General features: G+C 62.2%; 21 protein-coding genes and 1 pseudogene. 12 read left to right on the top strand and 10 right to left on the bottom strand.

Annotation, left to right across the window (positions count from 1 at the left end; translation table 11 throughout):
* The 6 genes from RMO18_RS07090 to RMO18_RS07065 form a co-directional block, all read left to right on the top strand.
* Positions 1–819: lyase family protein (locus RMO18_RS07090; protein ID WP_309664832.1), on the top strand; the 819-nt coding region annotated here is incomplete at its 5' end.
* A 103-nt stretch (positions 820–922) separates the two neighbouring features.
* Positions 923–1,459, top strand: a complete 537-nt coding sequence (locus tag RMO18_RS07085; protein WP_309664831.1) for a tetratricopeptide repeat protein — start codon at positions 923–925, stop codon at positions 1,457–1,459.
* 30 nt (positions 1,460–1,489) lie between these two features.
* Positions 1,490–1,663, top strand: a complete 174-nt coding sequence (locus tag RMO18_RS07080) for a hypothetical protein (RefSeq protein ID WP_309664829.1) — start codon at positions 1,490–1,492, stop codon at positions 1,661–1,663.
* Between the two features lie 83 nt (positions 1,664–1,746).
* Positions 1,747–2,826, top strand: a complete 1,080-nt coding sequence (locus RMO18_RS07075; protein ID WP_309664828.1) for a FliG C-terminal domain-containing protein — start codon at positions 1,747–1,749, stop codon at positions 2,824–2,826.
* Positions 2,827–3,126: 300 nt separating this feature from the next.
* Positions 3,127–4,002 (top strand): DMT family transporter, encoded by an 876-nt coding sequence (locus RMO18_RS07070; RefSeq protein ID WP_309664827.1) that lies wholly within the window; start codon positions 3,127–3,129, stop codon positions 4,000–4,002.
* Between the two features lie 6 nt (positions 4,003–4,008).
* Positions 4,009–4,896 (top strand): lysophospholipid acyltransferase family protein, encoded by an 888-nt coding sequence (locus tag RMO18_RS07065; protein WP_309664826.1) that lies wholly within the window; start codon positions 4,009–4,011, stop codon positions 4,894–4,896.
* On the opposite strand, the gene RMO18_RS07060 is transcribed toward RMO18_RS07065, so the two are convergent.
* A complete protein-coding gene (locus RMO18_RS07060) occupies positions 4,897–5,535 on the bottom strand; it encodes a DUF1223 domain-containing protein (RefSeq protein WP_309664824.1) in 639 nt (212 codons plus the stop codon).
* 262 nt (positions 5,536–5,797) lie between these two features.
* Between RMO18_RS07060 and acnA the strand changes: the two genes are divergently transcribed.
* The 4 genes from acnA to RMO18_RS07040 all read left to right on the top strand — a co-directional run bounded on the left by acnA (position 5,798) and on the right by RMO18_RS07040 (position 9,894).
* Entirely contained in the window at positions 5,798–8,500 is a 2,703-nt protein-coding gene (acnA, locus tag RMO18_RS07055) for an aconitate hydratase AcnA (RefSeq protein WP_309664823.1), read from the top strand.
* 247 nt (positions 8,501–8,747) lie between these two features.
* On the top strand, positions 8,748–9,137 hold the full coding sequence (locus tag RMO18_RS07050; RefSeq protein WP_309664822.1) for a DUF6632 domain-containing protein: 390 nt from the start codon (positions 8,748–8,750) through the stop codon (positions 9,135–9,137).
* 72 nt (positions 9,138–9,209) lie between these two features.
* Complete coding sequence (locus tag RMO18_RS07045; RefSeq protein WP_309664820.1) at positions 9,210–9,602, top strand: Rid family hydrolase; 393 nt, start codon at positions 9,210–9,212, stop codon at positions 9,600–9,602.
* Positions 9,603–9,735: 133 nt separating this feature from the next.
* Complete coding sequence (locus tag RMO18_RS07040; protein ID WP_309664819.1) at positions 9,736–9,894, top strand: hypothetical protein; 159 nt, start codon at positions 9,736–9,738, stop codon at positions 9,892–9,894.
* An 81-nt stretch (positions 9,895–9,975) separates the two neighbouring features.
* Here the strand turns inward: RMO18_RS07040 and RMO18_RS07035 are convergent, their stop codons facing one another.
* Genes RMO18_RS07035 through ccmA form a run of 5 tightly spaced genes read right to left on the bottom strand, consistent with a single transcriptional unit; the run spans position 9,976 to position 12,725 of the window.
* On the bottom strand, positions 9,976–10,518 hold the full coding sequence (locus RMO18_RS07035) for a DsbE family thiol:disulfide interchange protein (protein ID WP_309664818.1): 543 nt from the start codon (positions 10,516–10,518) through the stop codon (positions 9,976–9,978).
* Positions 10,511–10,669, bottom strand: a complete 159-nt coding sequence (gene ccmD / locus RMO18_RS07030; protein WP_309664817.1) for a heme exporter protein CcmD — start codon at positions 10,667–10,669, stop codon at positions 10,511–10,513. The genes RMO18_RS07035 and ccmD overlap by 8 nt, the downstream gene beginning before the upstream one ends.
* A complete protein-coding gene (locus tag RMO18_RS07025) occupies positions 10,669–11,397 on the bottom strand; it encodes a heme ABC transporter permease (RefSeq protein WP_309664816.1) in 729 nt (242 codons plus the stop codon). The genes ccmD and RMO18_RS07025 overlap by 1 nt, the downstream gene beginning before the upstream one ends.
* Before the next feature lie 54 nt (positions 11,398–11,451).
* On the bottom strand, positions 11,452–12,108 hold the full coding sequence (gene ccmB / locus RMO18_RS07020; protein ID WP_309664814.1) for a heme exporter protein CcmB: 657 nt from the start codon (positions 12,106–12,108) through the stop codon (positions 11,452–11,454).
* Entirely contained in the window at positions 12,105–12,725 is a 621-nt protein-coding gene (gene ccmA, locus RMO18_RS07015; RefSeq protein WP_309664833.1) for a heme ABC exporter ATP-binding protein CcmA, read from the bottom strand. Before ccmA ends, ccmB begins: the two co-directional genes overlap by 4 nt.
* Positions 12,726–12,846: 121 nt before the next feature.
* Here ccmA and RMO18_RS07010 point away from each other — a divergent pair, with 121 nt between their 5' ends.
* Positions 12,847–13,833 (top strand): aldo/keto reductase, encoded by a 987-nt coding sequence (locus RMO18_RS07010; protein ID WP_309664812.1) that lies wholly within the window; start codon positions 12,847–12,849, stop codon positions 13,831–13,833.
* Between the two features lie 64 nt (positions 13,834–13,897).
* Here RMO18_RS07010 and RMO18_RS07005 read toward each other — a convergent pair whose 3' ends face one another.
* From RMO18_RS07005 to yajC, 4 genes are read right to left on the bottom strand one after another with little or no spacing between them, the layout of a single operon-like run.
* Complete coding sequence (locus RMO18_RS07005; RefSeq protein ID WP_309664807.1) at positions 13,898–14,254, bottom strand: Mth938-like domain-containing protein; 357 nt, start codon at positions 14,252–14,254, stop codon at positions 13,898–13,900.
* A gap of 1 nt (position 14,255) precedes the next feature.
* Complete coding sequence (gene secF, locus RMO18_RS07000) at positions 14,256–15,227, bottom strand: protein translocase subunit SecF (protein WP_309664806.1); 972 nt, start codon at positions 15,225–15,227, stop codon at positions 14,256–14,258.
* A 12-nt stretch (positions 15,228–15,239) separates the two neighbouring features.
* A complete protein-coding gene (secD, locus tag RMO18_RS06995; RefSeq protein WP_309664804.1) occupies positions 15,240–16,907 on the bottom strand; it encodes a protein translocase subunit SecD in 1,668 nt (555 codons plus the stop codon).
* Between the two features lie 9 nt (positions 16,908–16,916).
* A complete protein-coding gene (gene yajC / locus RMO18_RS06990) occupies positions 16,917–17,246 on the bottom strand; it encodes a preprotein translocase subunit YajC (RefSeq protein WP_309664801.1) in 330 nt (109 codons plus the stop codon).
* Between the two features lie 238 nt (positions 17,247–17,484).
* Between yajC and RMO18_RS06985 the strand changes: the two are divergent.
* Positions 17,485–18,050: pseudogene (locus tag RMO18_RS06985) on the top strand (serine--tRNA ligase); the annotation flags it as partial.

Below are 18,050 nucleotides of genomic sequence, written 5' to 3'. Positions count from 1 at the left end.
GAAATGGCGCGCAACCGTGCCCGGCTGGTGAATGCGCGGGCCGAAATCGCCACGGGCGCCGTTTCAGGCGCCGTCGGCACCTTCGCCAACATCGACCCGCGCGTTGAGGAACATGTATGCAAGATGCTCGGCCTCACCCCCGAGCCGATCAGCACCCAAGTGATCCCGCGCGACCGGCACGCGATGTTCTTCGCCACGCTTGGCGTGATCGCCAGCGGCATTGAAAATGTCGCCACCGAGATCCGACACATGCAGCGCACCGAAGTGCTGGAGGCCGAGGAATTCTTTTCCCCCGGCCAGAAAGGCTCGTCCGCGATGCCGCACAAGCGCAACCCGGTGCTGACCGAAAACCTCACCGGCCTTGCGCGGCTGGTCCGCATGTCGGTGGTTCCGGCGCTGGAAAACGTGGCGCTGTGGCATGAACGCGATATCAGCCATTCCTCCGTCGAACGCGCCATCGGGCCAGATACCACGATCACCCTTGATTTCGCATTGCACCGGCTGGCGGGCGTTGTCGAAAAGCTGGTGATCTATCCGGAAAACATGTTGAAAAACATGAACAAATTTCGTGGTCTGGTGATGAGCCAGCGAGTCTTGCTGGCGCTGACCCAAGCAGGGGTCAGCCGCGAGGACGCTTACCGTCTGGTTCAGCGCAACGCGATGAAGGTCTGGGAACAGGGTGCGGATTTCAAGACCGAGCTTTTGGCCGACCCGGAAGTGACACGCGCCCTCAGCCCCGCCGAAATCGAAGAGAAATTCGACCTTGGGTATCACACCAAACACGTCGACACGATTTTCGCCCGGGTTTTCGGCACCTGACCACGCTCACGCAACTGTGACGCCCCAGCCCCGACGCCATGCGAATTTTTGTGGCCTTGGTGGCGTTTGACCTATGTTACCCTCAAACAAAAGGAACATAGCAATGCGTATAGTCTCAGCAGCCCTCCTTTCGATTGCCCTGCCCTTCACCGCCTTCGCGGCCGGCAGCGATGACACCGAACCGCCAACCGAAACCCAGACCACCACTGAATGCGCCAAAGGCGAGGTCTGGGATGAGAAAACCCAAGCCTGCATCAAGGCCGAAGACACCAGCCTGAACGACGATATCCGCTTCAAGGCCGTGCGCGAACTGGCCTATGCCGGGCGCTATGACGAAGCTTTGGCGATGCTTGACACGATGACCGAAGGCAACACCTCGCGCGTGATGACCTATCGCGGCTTTGCCCTGCGCAAATCCGGCCATGTGCAGGAGGGCATCGCCGCCTACGAACAAGCCATTGCCATCGACCCGGCAAATATCCTTGCCCGCAGCTACTACGGCCAGCTTCTGGTCCAGATGGACAAGATCGAAGAGGCAGAGGTTCAGTTGGCCAGCATCCAGTCCGCCGGTGGGGCCGGAACCTGGGCGGAGCTTTCCCTCGCCAAGGCCATCAAGACCGGAGAGACCTACAACTACTGATCGAAACCCGAAATCCCAGGAGGACGACCCATGAACATCAAAGCGACCTTTGCCGTGATTGCCCTCGCCCTGTCCCCGACACTGGCCCTTGCCGAGGGCGGCTGCCACAGTGGAAAGGCCAAAGAAGTAACGGCATCGTCGTGCATGGCCGGCACCACCTGGGATGAAACCAAGGGCACCTGCGTCGCCAATCCGACCAGTTAAATCCGTCGGCTGCTCATTGGGGCTAAGCACCCGTTAACCTGCGCCTGCCACCCTGACCTCGCATACGGGAATCGGGGATTGGCATGGCGCAGAACGGGATGACACTGGCACGGATCACCCCGGAGCGGCGGGCGGTCAAGCTGGCCGACCCCGCAGCGCCACGGATGCTGACCCGTAGGCAAAAGGCCGCCGTCATCGTGCGCTTCCTTTTGACCGAAGGCACCAACATCCCGATCACCGCCCTGCCCGACCACATGCAATCGGCCCTGGCCGAACAGATGGGCAATATGCGGCTGGTGGACCGCACCACCCTTGATACCGTCGTCGCGGAATTCCTGCAGGAACTGGAATCCGTCGGTCTGGCTTTTCCCGGCGGCATCGAGGGCGCGCTGTCGATGATGGATGGCCATATCTCGCAATCCGCTGCCTCGCGCCTGCGCCGCATGGCGGGGGCTTCCTCCAAGATCGACCCGTGGGATCGCCTGATCGCGCTGCCGGTGGATCGCCTGCTTCCCGCCATCACCGACGAATCGATCGAGGTTGCGGCCGTGATGCTGTCCAAGTTGCCGGTGGCCAAGGCGGCCGATCTTTTGGGCAAGCTGCCCGGCGAAAAGGCCCGCCGCGTCGCCTATGCGGTGTCGATGACCGGCAATGTCGATCCCGAAACCGTCCGGCGCATCGGCATGGCCTTGCTGGCCGATCTCGACAATCAGCCGGTCCGCGCTTTTGACACCGGCCCGGTGGAACGTGTCGGCGCCATCCTCAACGTCTCGCCCGCGCTGACCCGCGACGATGTGCTGAAAGGGTTGGAGGCCGAGGATGCCGGCTTTGCCGAACAGGTCCGCCGGGCGATCTTTACCTTTGTCCACATCCCATCACGCCTTGCCGCCCGCGATGCGCCAAAGATCACCCGGATCGTCGAACAGTCGGTTCTGGTGACCGCCTTCACCGCCGCCCAATCTGACCCCGAGCTTGAGGCCGCCGCCGAATTCCTGCTGGCCAACATCTCGCAGCGCCTCAGCCAGGGCCTGCGCGAGGAAATGGCCACGCGCGGCAAGGTCAAGGAACGCGACGCCGAAGTGGCGATGACCGCCATCATCAGCGCGATCCGAACCCTGGTCGACAGTGGTGAGATCACCTTGATCCAACACGAGGAGACCTGACGGGGTCATGCCATCGAAGGACGCTTCCGTCAGCCTTTGGCCACTTGCTGGCAGGAACCTCACACCGCGACGGTGCGCAATCATCCGCATGTACCAATCGCAGCACAGTTCCCCGGCATCTCACACTGGCGTGGACACAGCGCTGAATGACGCCGCAAACATCACCATAGCCGCAACCACCCTCCACGGTTCACATCGTTCATCGCGTCCCCCCAACCGTCTGATACATCCCACTTCGCCCCCGCAGGTCACGAACTCCCCCCTTGCCGCCGCACCACCTGCCCCCTACGGTCGCGCGCCATGCACGCCATTTTCCCATCACCCGTATCGCGCGGAATTGCGCTGATGATCCTTGCGATCCTGCTGTTCACCGCAATGGATGCCACGGCCAAGGGATTGATCCAGCGCTACCCGGCACCGCAGGTGATCTGGGTGCGCTTTGCCGGCCAATTGCTGATCGTGCTGTTGATCCTGCGCGGCCGCACCGGCCCGATGTTGCGATCCCGTTTTCCCGGCTTCCACTTGGCCCGGTCTGCCTTTCAGTTCGGCGCGACCGGCCTGTTCTTTCTAAGCCTCGCGCATATGGGCTTGGCCGAGGCCACCGCATTGACCGACATCAATCCAGTTCTCATCACCCTGGGAGCCGCCCTTTTTCTGGGCGAGAAGCTTGGGGTCAGGCGTTTGGCCGGTGTGTTTGTCGCCCTTGTCGGCGCGCTGATCATTATCCGACCGGGTGCCGGGGTGTTATCGCTTTGGGCGCTGCTGCCGCTTGGGGCGGCCATCTGCTACACCGGCAACGCTCTGATCACCCGCCACATCGGCGCGCAGGAAAGTGCCTGGACATCAATGCTCTACGCCTCCATCTTCGGCACGATTGCCGGTGCCGTCGCCCTGCCCTTCGTCTGGGTACCGGTCGCCCTTCCGGATCTTGCGATCTTTTGCCTTGTCGGCGCGCTTGGCACCGGGGCGCAGCTGTGCATCATCCGCAGCTTTTCCATCGCCGAGGCATCGGTGGTGGCCCCCTTCGCCTATCTTGGGATTGTCTTTGCAACTGGCTGGGGGATTGTCCTTTATGATCAGTGGCCAGACCGCTGGACGGTTGTCGGCGCACTTGTGATCGTGACTGCGGGCCTTTATGTCTGGCACCGCGAAACCCGCGCTGCCCGCAAAGCCTGATCCAATATGCCAGACCAGACCCCTTTTTCCTTGCGCCACTGGCTGCAGGACCGTGCGCTGCGGTGCCTGATCTGGCTTCTGCTGCGCCTGCCTTACCGCTGGCGTGTGCCGCTGTGCGGCTGGGTCATGGCGCGCGTGATTTCACCTCTGGCGGGGTATGATGACCGTATCCGTGAAAACCTTGCGCTTGTGCTGCCGGGATTGCCCGAATCCGAGGTGCGCCGGATCGTCCGCTCAGTGCCCGATAACGTCGGTCGCACCGTGATCGAAATCTATTCCGGGGCCGAGTTCGTGGCCGAGGCGCTGCGCCATCCGGTCAGCGGCGCCGGGGTCGCGGCTCTTGATCAGGCGCATCGCGACAGGCGTCCGGTTGTGCTGGTCACCGGGCATTTCGGCAATTATGATGCGTCGCGCGCCGCCCTGCTTGCGCGCGGCTATCCGGTTGGCGCGCTGTACATGCCGATGGCCAACCCGTATTTCAACGCCCATTATGTCCAGGCCATCTCCGGGATCGGCACGCCGCTGTTTCCGCGCGGGCGTGCCGGGCTGGCCGATATGGTGCGTCATTTACGGTCTGGCGGGATGCTTGGCATGCTGGTCGATCAACGCATGATCCAAGGCGAAGACCTGACCTTCTTTGGCCAGGACGCGCTGACCGCCCTGTCCGCTGCCCAACTTGCCCTGAAATACGATGCCCTGCTGATCCCGACTTACGCTGTACGCCGCGCCGATGGGATGAGTTTTGACATCATCGTCGAGGCACCCATCGCCAAAGGCACGCCCGAAGCGATGACGCAGGCGCTGAACGACAGCCTCGAAGCGCTGGTGCGCCAGCACCTTGACCAGTGGTTCTGGATTCACCGGCGCTGGAAACAGCGCAGTCGTAAGGTCTGATCAGTCGACCTGTTCGGCCGCCACAATCTGTGCCGGACCGCCGTCCTGCAAGATCACCACCGCCGGCAGCCCGCCCTGCACCGGCGCGGTCATCGACAGCGGCTCTTGCCCCGACCATTCTCCCACCACCTCCCAAGAGGTGACAATGTTATGGTAAGTGATTGTCTTTCCAGCGTTTTCGCCCCGACCGATGTTGACCGTCTCCTCCGGCTTGTAGCGCACGATCTGAATGCGCACCGGCTCGCTCAACGGTGGGTCCGCCTCCGCGCTGATCACCAGCTGGTCGCCCGCCCGTTTCACCGTCAGCTCTACCTTCGCCTTGGCTGCCAGATGGCGCCTCAGTTGCGCCTGGGTTTCGTTCGGCGAATAGCCCTCGATCCGGTCCATCCCGCCGATGATGAATTGCGGCGTGTAAATCGTCTTGCTGCCCGCCGCACGGGCATAGGCGCGCTGTCGGTCGGTGAATTTCGCCTGCGCAAAGTGGTCGGTCCAGCCGATGTAATCCCAGTAATCCACGTGCAGCGCCAACGGCAGAATGCGCGGATCCGACGCCAGCATCGCGGCAAACTCGTCCGCCGGCGGACAGGAAGAACACCCCTGCGAGGTGTATAGCTCTACCACCACCACGGATTCCGCCATAACCGGCGCCCCGCAAGCGATCCATAAGCCGCAAGCGGCGCTGGCAAGATGACGCATGACGTGGTTCCCGATCCCAATATCCCCTTCACGGTTATAGGCAGCCCACCCTTCACCTGCCAATCAAGGTTTTGCGAGGGTACTGTCACATCCAATGCCGAAACTGAGATAAATCTGTGGCAACATGTCCGCCGAAGGGGCTGGATATTCGGCATACAATTGCATACAATGCCGCTAACAGCCCTCCCAACACTGGAGCACGCCAATGACCGTCACCGTCGGACATGACCTCAGCAGCACCCGCAAGACCCTGACCGCCGGGGGCCAGACGGTCAGCTATTACTCCATCCCCGCTGCCGAAGCTGCCGGTCTTGGCGCCTTCTCCCGTCTACCCGCCAGCCTCAAGGTCGTGTTGGAAAACATGCTGCGTTTTGAGGATGGCAAGACTGTCACCGTAGACGACATCCGCGCTTTTGCCGAATGGGGCGCCAAGGGCGGCCAGAACCCGCGCGAGATCGCCTATCGTCCCGCCCGGGTGCTGATGCAGGATTTCACCGGCGTGCCAGCCGTGGTGGACCTCGCCGCGATGCGCGACGGCATCAAGGGTCTGGGCGGAAATGCCCAGCAGATCAATCCCTTGGCCCCGGTCGATCTGGTCATCGACCATTCGGTGATGATCGACGAATTCGGCACCCCGCGCGCCTTCCAAGCCAACGTCGACCGCGAATACGAACGCAACATGGAACGCTACGTCTTCCTGAAATGGGGGCAGAAGGCGTTCAACAACTTCCGCGTCGTGCCGCCCGGCACCGGCATCTGCCACCAGGTCAACCTGGAATACCTGGCGCAGACCGTCTGGACCGACGTGGACCAGAACGGCCAGCGGGTCGCCTATCCCGACACCCTTGTCGGCACCGACAGCCACACCACCATGGTCAACGGCCTCGCCGTCCTCGGCTGGGGCGTCGGCGGCATCGAGGCGGAGGCCGCAATGCTGGGCCAACCCGTGTCGATGCTGATCCCTGAGGTGGTCGGCTTCAAGCTGACCGGAGCCATGGTCGAAGGCACCACCGCCACCGACCTCGTCCTCAAAGTGGTTCAAATGCTGCGCAAGCATGGCGTGGTCAACAAGTTCGTCGAATTCTACGGCGACGGGCTTGACCGCCTGCCGCTGGCCGACCGCGCCACCATCGCCAACATGGCCCCCGAATACGGCGCCACCTGCGGCTTTTTCCCGATCGATACTGAGACCCTGCGCTATCTTCATATGACCGGCCGCGACGAATCCCGCATCGCGCTGGTTGAGGCTTACGCGAAAGCCAACGGCATGTGGCGGGATGAAACCTACGACCCGATCTACACCTCCACCCTGCATCTGGACATGGGCACCATCGTTCCGGCCATCTCCGGCCCGAAACGTCCGCAGGATTTCCTGGCCCTGACCGAGGCGAAAGCCTCCTTCGCCATGGAAATGGGCACCAGCTTCAAGCGCCCGCAAGGTGTTGAAATTCCGGTCAAAGGTGAAAACTACACGATGTCTTCGGGCAAGGTCGTGATCGCCTCGATCACCTCCTGCACCAACACCTCCAACCCCTATGTGATGATCGGTGCGGGGCTTGTTGCCCGCAAGGCGCGCGCGCTTGGTCTGACCCGCAAGCCTTGGGTGAAAACCTCGCTCGCCCCCGGATCGCAGGTCGTCAGCGAATACCTCAACGCTGCGGGGTTGCAAGAAGACCTTGATGCCATCGGCTTTAACCTCGTCGGCTACGGCTGCACCACCTGCATCGGCAACTCCGGCCCGCTGCAGCCCGAAATCTCCGCCGCGATCAACGAAGGTGACCTTGTCGCTGCCGCCGTCCTGTCGGGCAACCGCAACTTTGAAGGCCGGATTTCCGCTGACGTGCGCGCCAACTATCTGGCCTCGCCGCCCCTGGTTGTCGCCTACGCGCTGGCCGGTGACATGAACATCGACATCACCACCGAGCCTTTGGGCATGGGCACCAACGGCCCGGTTTACCTCAAGGACGTCTGGCCGACGAACAAGGAAATCGCCGATCTGGTCCATGCGACCGTGACCCGGGCTGCATTCCAGAAAAAATACGCCGATGTCTTCAAGGGTGATGCGAAATGGCAGGCAGTGGAGATCACCGATTCTGAGACTTACGACTGGCCGCCGTCGTCAACCTACATCCAGAACCCGCCGTACTTCAAAGGCATGGCCAAGACGCCGGGCACCATCCAGAACATCACCGGTGCGCGGGTGCTGGCGCTTTTGGGCGACATGATCACCACGGATCACATCAGCCCCGCAGGTTCATTCAAAGCCTCAACTCCGGCTGGCAAGTATTTGACGGAACGGCAAGTTCCGGTCAGCGACTTCAACAGCTATGGCGCCCGGCGCGGCAACCATGAGGTGATGATGCGCGGCACATTTGCCAACATCCGCATCAAGAACGAGATGCTCGCCAATCCTGACGGAAGCGGCGTCGAGGGCGGCTATACTCTGGGGCCGGACGGTGCACAGACCTCAATCTTTGACGCCTCGATGGCCTATCAGGCGGCCGGCACGCCGCTGGTGATCTTTGGCGGCATCGAATACGGCGCAGGCTCCAGCCGTGATTGGGCGGCCAAGGGCACCGCCCTTCTGGGCGTAAAGGCCGTGATCGCCGAAAGCTTTGAGCGTATTCACCGGTCGAACCTTGTCGGCATGGGGGTGATTCCGTTTGAGTTCACCGAAGGGATGACCCGCAAGTCCTTGGGCCTGAAGGGCAATGAGGTGATCAGCATCACCGGCCTTTCGGGGGATCTGAAGCCGCTCAGCCTCATTGCGTGCACCATCGCTTATGCGGACGGGACGTCGAAAACCATCCAGATCAAGTGCCGCATCGATACCGAGATCGAGATCGAATACGTCGAACACGGCGGCGTGTTGCACTACGTGCTGCGCAACCTTGCCAAGACAACCTGAGCAGGCCAGCCCCCCTGCACCAAGGGCCCGGCTTCGTCCGGGCCCTTCTCATTTTCAATCGCCAGATTTTCGATCCGCAGAACCTGGCAACCCACCCCATTCACCCGCCGTTCGGCGAATTTTGCGATCACTTTGCGATCACTGCGAATAAACCAAGGCTTTCGCGCGTTCGCCTAGGATTGGCTGATCACACGCGTATTGCACGCGATCGGTGCAGATCAGGATTGGCCCCAAAGGAAGACATCCCATGACCCATTCCACAAAGCTTATTCTTCTCAAATATGCGCTTGTCGCTTTCGGCTCGATCTTTCTTTTGGTCTATCCGCTCGGGCTGCTCTGGCCGTCAGGATGGGTTTGGCACGGAGGCCAAGGCGCGTACTACCTGCAGATGATCTGCGTGATCTACGCCGTGCTGGGCATTTTCATGATCTTGGCCGCGCGAAATCCAGCCGAGCACAGAAGCATCGTTTCCTTCGTTGTATGGTCAAGTGCTGCCCATGGCGGAGTCATGTCGGTTCAAGCAGTCATGGATGGGCATGAGATGGGGCATATGATCGGGGATGTGCCAGCGCTGTTCCTAGTGGCGCTCGTCCTCGGCTATCTCAACACCGCATCCGCGAAACCGGCGACCGTCTGACGCTGGCTTGACTCCAGGTCGATGCCAAGCTCGACCTAGATCGGGACCATCGTCCAACAGAAGGAATGCCCGATGCCCCGAGACCTCGTCTTCACTCCTGACGCCCCCGCGCCGCCTTCGATCTACAGCCACGCGGTCAAGGCCGCAGGGCTCGTTTTCGTTTCGGGTACCGCCCCGACCGACCCAGCGACCGGCCAGATTGTTGCGGGCACGGCCGGGGCCCAGGTTGCCCAGTGCCTGCGGAACATCTCCGCAATCCTCGACGCCGCCGGCTCCAGCCTGGACAAGGCGGTCAGCGCGACACTCGTCGTCGCCAATGAGGCGGACTTCGCCGCGATCAACCCCGCGATCAACGAGGAGTGGCTGCGCTGGTTTCCCACCGATCCGCCCGCCCGCCAAGGCGCGAAGATGCCGCTGCAGCTTCCTGGCCTGCTGGTCTCCATCGCCATGATTGCAGAGGCGTGAAGCGGTGACGCCTAAGCCACATCAAAGCGGAAACAGATTGTTTCCGAATCTTGACCTCCGACCAACCCGGTGTTTCGTTCCTGTTAAGTTCCATCAGGCAGAAAGGTCCCACCCCAACCACCCCAGGTGCCCCATGTCGAACCGTTTCCCCCCGCTCACCGCGCCCGTCCCGGGCGATATCGGCGCATACCGGCGCAGTGTCTTCTCGATGATGCCACGCTGGCTGCAAAGCCTGCCCTTGGGCGAGCTTTTGGTGCTCACAGCCATCGGCCTCGCTTTGGCAATGGCCTGAGCCAGACCGTTAACAAGGCGTAAATCTGCCCCGCTAAACCATTGATTCTAAATGGGCTGATTCTTGTCCACGCGTGGACAGCTACTCGTCCGCCTTTAGCGCGGCAGCCAGCGCGGGCACGAACCGGGTCTCGTAATCGGTCCCAACCAGCGGCCCCACGAACTTGAACGCCACCGTCCCGTCGCCGCGAATGATGAACGTCTCCGGCGGGGCAGTCACCCCCCACTCCACCCGATTGCGCCCTTTGGGGTCGGTCGCAAGGGCAAAGAACGGGTTGCCCTCCTCAGCCAGATAGGCCGCCGCCTTGGCATCATCATCCATGATGTTGATGCCCGCGACCCGCACCCCATCTGCCGCCATCTGCTTCAACACCGGATGCTCTGCCCGGCAAGGCGGGCACCAGGTGGCCCAGAAATTGACCACCGTCACCTCACCCGTCCGTAGATCCGCGTCCGTCAGCAAGGGCACGCCGTCCAGCCCCGTCCCCGGCACCACCGGCGCTGGCCGGTCGATGAACACGGACGGCAACACTCCTGGATTGTCGCGCCACAGCCCCGGCAAGAAGATTCCCCCAAGAAGGCCAAGGAAAATCACCGGCGGCAGGATCATCAACCACTTAGCCATCTGACTTCCCCTGCCGTGATTCAACCTCGGCCAAAGCGCGCTTGACCCGCGCCCGCTGCCAGAACGACAGCGCGATCACCCCTGCGATCAGCAGGATCGCTGCCGCATAAGATCCCAGCACCGCAAAGGCGTATTTCCCAAGTTCCGGCATTACGCCACCCGTTCCCGCGCCAGCAACGCCGCCAGCCGCCGTGCCCGAATCTCGGTCCGCGTCCGCATCAACACGAGGGTCACGAACAACATCACGAACCCGACCATGCAGATCACCAAGGGCACCCAGAACACGTCTGACACGTTCTCTTTCTTGTCCAACGACAGCGACGCGCCCTGATGCAGCCCCTGATTCCAGAAATTCACCGCATAGCGCGACAAGAGCGCAAAGACCGAACCCACCAGACACAGGATCGAGGTCAGATCAGCCGCAGTGTCAGGGTCTTCAATTGCCGCCCAAAGCGCCAAGTACCCAAAATAGAACAGCGCCAGAATCAGGAAAGAGGTAAGCCGCGGGTCCCATGCCCACCACGTTCCCCACATCGGCTGCCCCCAAAGGGCCCCCGTCACCAGCGCGATCAGCGTGAAGGTCAGGCCCACCGGTGCCGCCGCCTTGGCCGCCAAGGCGCTCACATGATGCCGCCGCACGATCCAGATCAGGCTTGTCACCAGCATCATGCCCCAGGCATTGATCGCCATCATCGCGGCAGGTACGTGCAGATAGATGATCTTGACCGTCGATCCCTGCTTGTAGTCATCGGGCGTGAAAAAGAACCCCCAGACCAGACCAACACCCAAGCACAGCACCGTCAGCCCGATCATCCACGGCAAGGCCCAGGCCGAGGCCTGCATGAACTTCTTCGGATTGGCATATTCCCAGATCGACATGGCGTCCGCTTACGTCCTCTTGACCAAAGTCTCAACTCACCTTCACGCGAAGCACTAGCGCAGATTGACGCGGACCGCCGCCGCCGCCGCGAATGGCAGCAATGCCACCGCCCCCATCGTGATCGCCGCCAGCAGCGCCAGCGGCGCGCCGACCTCAAGCCCTGCCGCGCCGCGCTTTACCACTTCCGCCCCGAAAATCAGGGTCGGCACGTATAATGGCAAAACCAGCAAACTCAGCAACAGCCCGCCACGTTTGACCCCCACCACCAACGCCGCCCCGAAGGCGCCGATCACCGAAAGCGCCGGTGTGCCGAGCGCCAGCGACAGTACCAGCCAGCCATACCCCTGCGCAGGCAGGTTCAACAGCAGCGCCAGACCGGGTGCCACCAGCGTCAGCGGCAGGCCTGTCACCAGCCAATGCGCGAGCGCCTTTACCGCCACCACGCCCTCAAGCGGGATCGGCGCGGCCGCCAGCAGTTCAAGCGAGCCATCCTCGTAATCCAGCGCAAAGATCCGGTCCAACGACAACAGGCAGGCCAGCAACGCGCCAACCCACAGGATACCCGGTGCAATCCGGCCCAAGGTCGCAGCCTCCGGCCCTACGCCCAACGGCACCAGCACTGCCACCAGCAGGAAGAACGCAAGGCCCAGCCCGAAACCACCGCCCGCCCGCATAGCGAGGCGTAAGTCCCGGATGAGCAGCGCGGTCATGCGAATGCCTCGTCAAACCCGTCGCGCGCCAGGGACGGGCGCGCCTTGAACGGTGTCAGGTCCAGAACCTCGGCTTCTTCCAGCCCCAGATCGATATGCGTCGCAATCACCGCAACCCCGCCCTGCGCAAGATGCGCCCTGACCATCGCCACGAACATGCCAACCGAGGCCACATCAAGGCTGACCGTCGGCTCGTCCATCAGCCAGACGGTGCGCCCCGTCACCAGCAACCGCGCCAGGCCCAGCCGCCGCTTCTGTCCGGCCGAAAGGTCCGCTGCCCGGCGGTCGGCCAGCTGAGCCATGTTCATCGCCCGCAGCGCACCCTCCACCGCCCCGGTGCCGTGGATCTCTGCCCAGAACGTCAGGTTTTCCCTTACTGTCAACACCGCCTTCAGCCCGTCAGCGTGGGCCGCATAGGTCAGGCTGTCAGGCGGCAGCGATATTCTGCCCGCTGCAACTGGTTGCAGCCCCGCCAGGGTGCGCAACAGCGTGGTCTTGCCCACCCCGTTCGGCCCACGCACGATCAGCGCCCGGCCAGAAGCCAGCGCAAAGCCGACCCCCTCCAGCACGGTCACCCCGCCACGCGCCACCGCCAGATCCTGCACCACCATTTCCATGCCCCAGCCGTAGCCGAAGTAAGCTGGCGCGAAAAGGGGCGCGGGCATGGCCTTCTGCCACCGCCAGCGCTATCTCTTGCGCAAACCCAGCGCTGTCTCTTGCGCAAACAAGGAGGCAGCCATGCAAACCACACCCTTCGGACGCACCGGTCATACGACCAGCCGCATCGGCTTTGGCGCCTGGGCCATCGGCGGCACTTGGGGCGAGGTGACGCTGGCAGACGCCAAGGCGACGCTGCACGCGGCCCTTGATGCCGGCATGACCTTCATCGACACCGCCGATGTCTACGGCGACGGACGATCCGAACGCATCATTCGCGAAGTTCTGGCCGAACGCCCGGGCGAAAGGCCGTTCGTGGCCACCAAGGCCGGTCGCCGCCTTAGCCCGCATGTGGCCGAAGGCTATACCGGTGCCAATATCGAAGCATTCATCGACCGCTCTTTGACCAACCTCGGCGTTGACCGCCTGGACCTTGTGCAACTGCACTGCCCGCCGACGCCGGTTTACGCCGACCCCGGGATCTATGCCGCGCTTGATGCGATCAAGGCCAAGGGCAAGATCGCCGATTACGGCGTTTCGGTCGAAACGGTGGCCGAAGCGCGTGAGGCGATCTGCCACCCCGGCGTGGTGTCGGTTCAAATCATCTACAACCTGTTTCGCCAGAAACCGGCCGAAGTGTTCTTTGCCGAGGCCAAAGCCCGAAATGTTGCCATCATCGCCCGCGTCCCCCTCGCCTCGGGCCTGCTGACCGGCAAGATGAGTGCCGCCAGCACCTTTGCGCCGGATGATCACCGCAGCTTCAACCGCAACGGCGAAGCGTTCGACAAAGGCGAGACGTTCTCTGGCGTGCCGTTCGACGTGGCCCTGGCAGCGGTGGAGGAGTTGCGATCGCTGGTCCCCGTCGGGACCGGCATGGCCGCCTTCGCGCTGCGCTGGATACTGATGCAGGACGCCGTTACCGTGGTGATCCCCGGCGCCAAGACGCCGGCGCAGGCAACTGCCAACGCCACGGCAGCTGGCCTTCCGCCGCTTCCTGCCGCAACGATGCAAGCCGCGCGCGATATCTATACCCTGCGCATTGCCCCGCATGTCCACCATCTTTGGTGAACTTCGGCAGTTTTCTCGCTTCAAAGGTATCCCCGCAGGCGTCTCCAATGCCTCTGGCAGGCCCTTAGGTCACCGGCAAAAGCGCCACGGCAATCCGCCGGCCCTCGCTCAACAGCACATTGTAAGTCCGGCAGGCGGCTGGCGACGACATCACCTCGACCCCGATTCCCGCCTCTTCCAGCGCGGTGCGGAACGGCAGGGGCACATGCGCGATTTCTGTCCCCATGCCGACCAACAGCACATCGATCCGTCCCACCAGGCTGAGCGGTGCCGCCGTATCCGCAAGCCCGCCCCACAATCCTGCGTCCCAGGGCGTGATCAGGCAGGCGCCGCGCAACACATGCCCGCCGACGCGGAAAAACCCGGGGCCATAGCCTTCAACCGGCTTTGCAGTGCCATAACTGATCTCTGTCAGCCGCATTTCAGGCGTCGATGTTGGCGAACTCGTTCTTGTCCGCTTTCTTGGTCTTGTCGCCCCGGTCCAGTCCGAGGAACAGCACGATGTTCTTCGCAATGTAGAGCGTCGAATAGGTGCCGATGATCACCCCAAAAAACATCGCGAACACAAAACCACGGATCACATCGCCGCCAAAGATCATCAGAACCGCCAACGCGATCAGCGTCGTCGAAGCGGTCATGATCGTGCGGCTTAGCGTCTCGTTGGCGGTCAGGTTCATCATCTCCAGCAGGGGCATCGTCTTGTATTTTGCCAGATTTTCACGCAGCCGGTCGAACACCACCACCGTATCGTTGACCGAATAGCCAAGGATCGTCAGCAAGGCCGCCACGATTGTCAGATCGAACTTCAACTGGAACAGTGAGAACACTCCGACTGTCGCGACAACGTCATGCGCAAGTGCGGCAACGGTGCCCACGGCAAACTGCCATTCGAACCGGAACCAGATGTAGATCATGATCCCAATGGACCCCGCGATCACGGCAAAAATCGCGGAGTAAATCAGTTCGCCGGAAACTTTCGGGCCCACTGATTCAACCGCGGGGAAGGTAATGGCCGGATCGATGGTGACCAGCGCCGCCTCGACCTGAGCGATGACTTCGGGCGTCACCGCCTCTTCCCCTTCGCGGGCCGAAATTCGAACCATCGCCACATGCTGATCAGCCCGAAAGCTGGGATCAAAGACTTCGCTGATGCTTACGTCGCCCAGACCAAGCCCGTCCAGAGCGTTGCGATACGCACCCACATCGACGGCAATTACCGATTCGGTGCGGATCGTCGTGCCACCCTTGAAATCGATGCCAAAGTTCAAACCTCTGGTCATAAGCAGGATGATGGTGACAATCAGGATGACGATGGACGAGCCAAAGGTCACATACTGCCATTTGAAAAAGTCGATGTTGGTCTTTTCCGGGACCATCCGCAGACGCCATGCCATGATCTTATCCCTTCAGACCTGAATCGTTTTCGGCCGTTTGCGGTTCAGCCACGTCTCGATGATAAGCCGGGTTAGATAGACCGCGGTAAACATCGACGTGATGATGCCGAAAATCAGCGTTACCGCAAAGCCCCGCACCGCGCCGGACCCGATCCAGAACATGATCAGCGCCGTCAAGATTGCAGTGACGTTTGAGTCCGTGATCGCCGAGAACGCGCGCTGAAAACCCACCTCGATGGCGCGCCCCGGTGTCATGCCGGCGCGCAGTTCCTCGCGGATACGCTCATAGATCAACACGTTCGCATCCACCGCCATGCCCATTGTCAGTACGATTCCGGCAATACCTGGCAGGGTCAGCGTCGCACCAATCAGCGACATCATGGCCACCAGCAAGAAGATATTGACCGCCAACGCCACGCAACTGAACACCCCGAACAGGCCATAGCTTGCAATCATGTAGGCCATCACGCAGACCATGCCGATCATCGCCGCGATCCGACCGGCTGCAATCGAATCCGCGCCAAGTTCCGGCCCGATGGTCCGTTCTTCCAGGAAACGCATCTCGGCGGGCAATGCGCCTGCGCGCAGCAGCACGGCAAGCTGGGTTGATTCCTCGACCGTGAAGTTGCCGGTGATGATCCCCGATCCGCCGGGAATGTGGCTTTGAATGACCGGGGCCGAAATCACCTCATTGTCCAGCACAATGGCAAACGGCGCGCCGATGTTGGCGGCCGTATAGTCACCGAACGCGCGCGCGCCGGTGCCATCAAAGCGGAAGTTCACTGCCGGACGGTTGTTCTGGTCAAACGCGGGTTGCGCATCGACCAGATCTTCGCCGCTGACCACGGGGGTTTCTTCAACCACGTAGTACACGCCGGTCTCGTTCATCGCGGGCAGCAGCAGGTTGCGCGGGCCGGGGTCAGCGCTCGCATCCGTGGTCTGGCGCACCACCGCATTGAAGGTCAGCTTCGCCGTGGTGCCGATCAGCGCCTTGAGTTCAGCCGCCGACCCGATGCCCGGCACCTGGATCAGCACCCGGTCTTCGCCCTGACGCTGGATCGTGGGTTCGCGGGTGCCCACCTCGTCCACCCGGCGGCGGATGATTTCCAGCGATTGCTGGATCGTCCGGCTGTCAGTCGCCACTTTTTCGGCATCCGACAGCTGCACGACAAGGTCATTGCCTTCGGAGGTAACGTCGATCGTGCTTTGCCCGACACCGGTAAGGCTGACCACGCTGGTGCCAAGGGCGCGCACGGCATCAAGCGCCGCAGGCATGCCATCGGGGTTGGAAATTGTCACCCGCAGCACGCCCTCTGGCGATGGTGCGCGGCGGACCGCGCCCACCTGATCGCGCAGATCGCGCATCGCGTCGCGCACTTCCGGCCACAGCGCATCCATCCGCGCCTTGTAGACATCCTCGACCTTCACTTCGGCCAGAAGATGCGCCCCGCCCCGCAGATCAAGGCCAAGGTTCATCAGCGATGATGGCAGCCATTCTGGCCACTGCGCCAATGCCGCCTCTTGCTCTGGCGTTGCGACCCCGCCTGCCTTTTCGATGGCGGCAACGGCGTCGTTATGGCCTTCGACCGGGCCATAAAAGGCATTGGGCAGCGCCCCGACAATGCCCCAGGCGCAGATCAGAAGGATGAGAACGCGCTTCCACAGCGCCATCGGTTGCATGGGTCAGGCTCAGGCAGAGGCCGGTTCGGTCTTGTTCAGAACCGTGCCGATTGTGTGCTTCATTACCTTGACCTTCACGCCCTCGGCGATCTCCACCTCGACCATGCCGTCTTCCTGTACCTTGATGACCTTGCCGACGATGCCGCCAGCCGTGACCACCTGATCGCCGCGACGCAGGGCTTCCACCATGGCGCGATGCTCTTTGGCCTTCTTTTGCTGCGGACGGATCAACAGGAAGTACATGATCGCAAAAATCAGGATCAGCGGCACGAATTGCGCGATGGCAGACCCCGCACCCGGGGCGCCTGCGGTCTGTGCGAAAGCGGGAGTGAAGAACATGTGCATCCTCTCAAGCAGCCGGGGCGTCCGGCGAAATGGCGCAAACCCTACAAGCCGGGCTTGCACCGCGCAAGCAGCCGGGGTCATCTTGGCGCCGATGTAAGGCCTTTCGCAGGGTTATGCCAGAGGGCAGCAGCGGTTTCCCTGAGCGGTGACGATGGCACGCCACAGCTGCCACCTTTCGCCTTGCCGTGGGATCGGGCATAAGACCTTGCGATTGCATTGAGTGAGGTTAGGCATGCACGATATCCGCTTCATCCGCGAGCATGCGGAAGACTTCGACATGGCGCTGGCGCGCCGGGGGCTTGCGCCCCAGTCGGTCGAGGTCTTGCGTGTCGACACTGCACGCCGGCTTGCGATCAAGGCGGCCGAAGATGGGCAGGCGCAGCTGAACGGTCTGAGCAAACAGGCGGGCGCGGCCAAAGCAGCAGGCGACACTGCCGGGTTTGAGGACATTCGACAGGGAATGGCTGCACGCAAGGCGTTGATCGCCGAGCAGGAAGCACTGGCCAAACAACTGGATGCGGACTTGCGGGATCTGCTTTTGGGCATCCCTAACTTGCCACTGGAAGAGGTCCCGACCGGCAAGGACGAAAACGCGAATGTCGAGCTTCGCCGCTGGGGCACCCCCCGCACTCTGGACTTCAGGCCGTTGGAGCATTTTGAGATTCCCGCCGCCGTTCCCGGCCTCGATTTCGAGACCGCAGCCAAACTCTCCGGCTCGCGGTTTGTGGTCCTGAAGGGCAGCATGGCCCGTCTCCACCGGGCTCTGGCGCAGTTCATGCTGGATACCCACGTCGAGGA

The sequence above is a fragment of the Tabrizicola sp. genome (genome assembly GCF_031377265.1).
In the GTDB taxonomy this organism is placed as follows: Bacteria; Pseudomonadota; Alphaproteobacteria; order Rhodobacterales; family Rhodobacteraceae; genus JAUYQR01.
Note: the sequence above shows the minus strand (reverse complement) of the source record. Positions and strands in the feature narration are given on the sequence as shown.

Coding starts and splice junctions, on each gene's coding strand:
- RMO18_RS07085 (WP_309664831.1), top strand. CDS start 923: ATGCGTATAGTCTCAGCAGCCCTCCTTTCGATTGCCCTGCCCTTCACC.
- RMO18_RS07080 (WP_309664829.1), top strand. CDS start 1,490: ATGAACATCAAAGCGACCTTTGCCGTGATTGCCCTCGCCCTGTCCCCG.
- RMO18_RS07075 (WP_309664828.1), top strand. CDS start 1,747: ATGGCGCAGAACGGGATGACACTGGCACGGATCACCCCGGAGCGGCGG.
- RMO18_RS07070 (WP_309664827.1), top strand. CDS start 3,127: ATGCACGCCATTTTCCCATCACCCGTATCGCGCGGAATTGCGCTGATG.
- RMO18_RS07065 (WP_309664826.1), top strand. CDS start 4,009: ATGCCAGACCAGACCCCTTTTTCCTTGCGCCACTGGCTGCAGGACCGT.
- RMO18_RS07060 (WP_309664824.1), bottom strand. CDS start 5,535: ATGGCGGAATCCGTGGTGGTGGTAGAGCTATACACCTCGCAGGGGTGT.
- acnA (WP_309664823.1), top strand. CDS start 5,798: ATGACCGTCACCGTCGGACATGACCTCAGCAGCACCCGCAAGACCCTG.
- RMO18_RS07050 (WP_309664822.1), top strand. CDS start 8,748: ATGACCCATTCCACAAAGCTTATTCTTCTCAAATATGCGCTTGTCGCT.
- RMO18_RS07045 (WP_309664820.1), top strand. CDS start 9,210: ATGCCCCGAGACCTCGTCTTCACTCCTGACGCCCCCGCGCCGCCTTCG.
- RMO18_RS07040 (WP_309664819.1), top strand. CDS start 9,736: ATGTCGAACCGTTTCCCCCCGCTCACCGCGCCCGTCCCGGGCGATATC.
- RMO18_RS07035 (WP_309664818.1), bottom strand. CDS start 10,518: ATGGCTAAGTGGTTGATGATCCTGCCGCCGGTGATTTTCCTTGGCCTT.
- ccmD (WP_309664817.1), bottom strand. CDS start 10,669: ATGCCGGAACTTGGGAAATACGCCTTTGCGGTGCTGGGATCTTATGCG.
- RMO18_RS07025 (WP_309664816.1), bottom strand. CDS start 11,397: ATGTCGATCTGGGAATATGCCAATCCGAAGAAGTTCATGCAGGCCTCG.
- ccmB (WP_309664814.1), bottom strand. CDS start 12,108: ATGACCGCGCTGCTCATCCGGGACTTACGCCTCGCTATGCGGGCGGGC.
- ccmA (WP_309664833.1), bottom strand. CDS start 12,725: ATGGAAATGGTGGTGCAGGATCTGGCGGTGGCGCGTGGCGGGGTGACC.
- RMO18_RS07010 (WP_309664812.1), top strand. CDS start 12,847: ATGCAAACCACACCCTTCGGACGCACCGGTCATACGACCAGCCGCATC.
- RMO18_RS07005 (WP_309664807.1), bottom strand. CDS start 14,254: ATGCGGCTGACAGAGATCAGTTATGGCACTGCAAAGCCGGTTGAAGGC.
- secF (WP_309664806.1), bottom strand. CDS start 15,227: ATGGCATGGCGTCTGCGGATGGTCCCGGAAAAGACCAACATCGACTTT.
- secD (WP_309664804.1), bottom strand. CDS start 16,907: ATGCAACCGATGGCGCTGTGGAAGCGCGTTCTCATCCTTCTGATCTGC.
- yajC (WP_309664801.1), bottom strand. CDS start 17,246: ATGTTCTTCACTCCCGCTTTCGCACAGACCGCAGGCGCCCCGGGTGCG.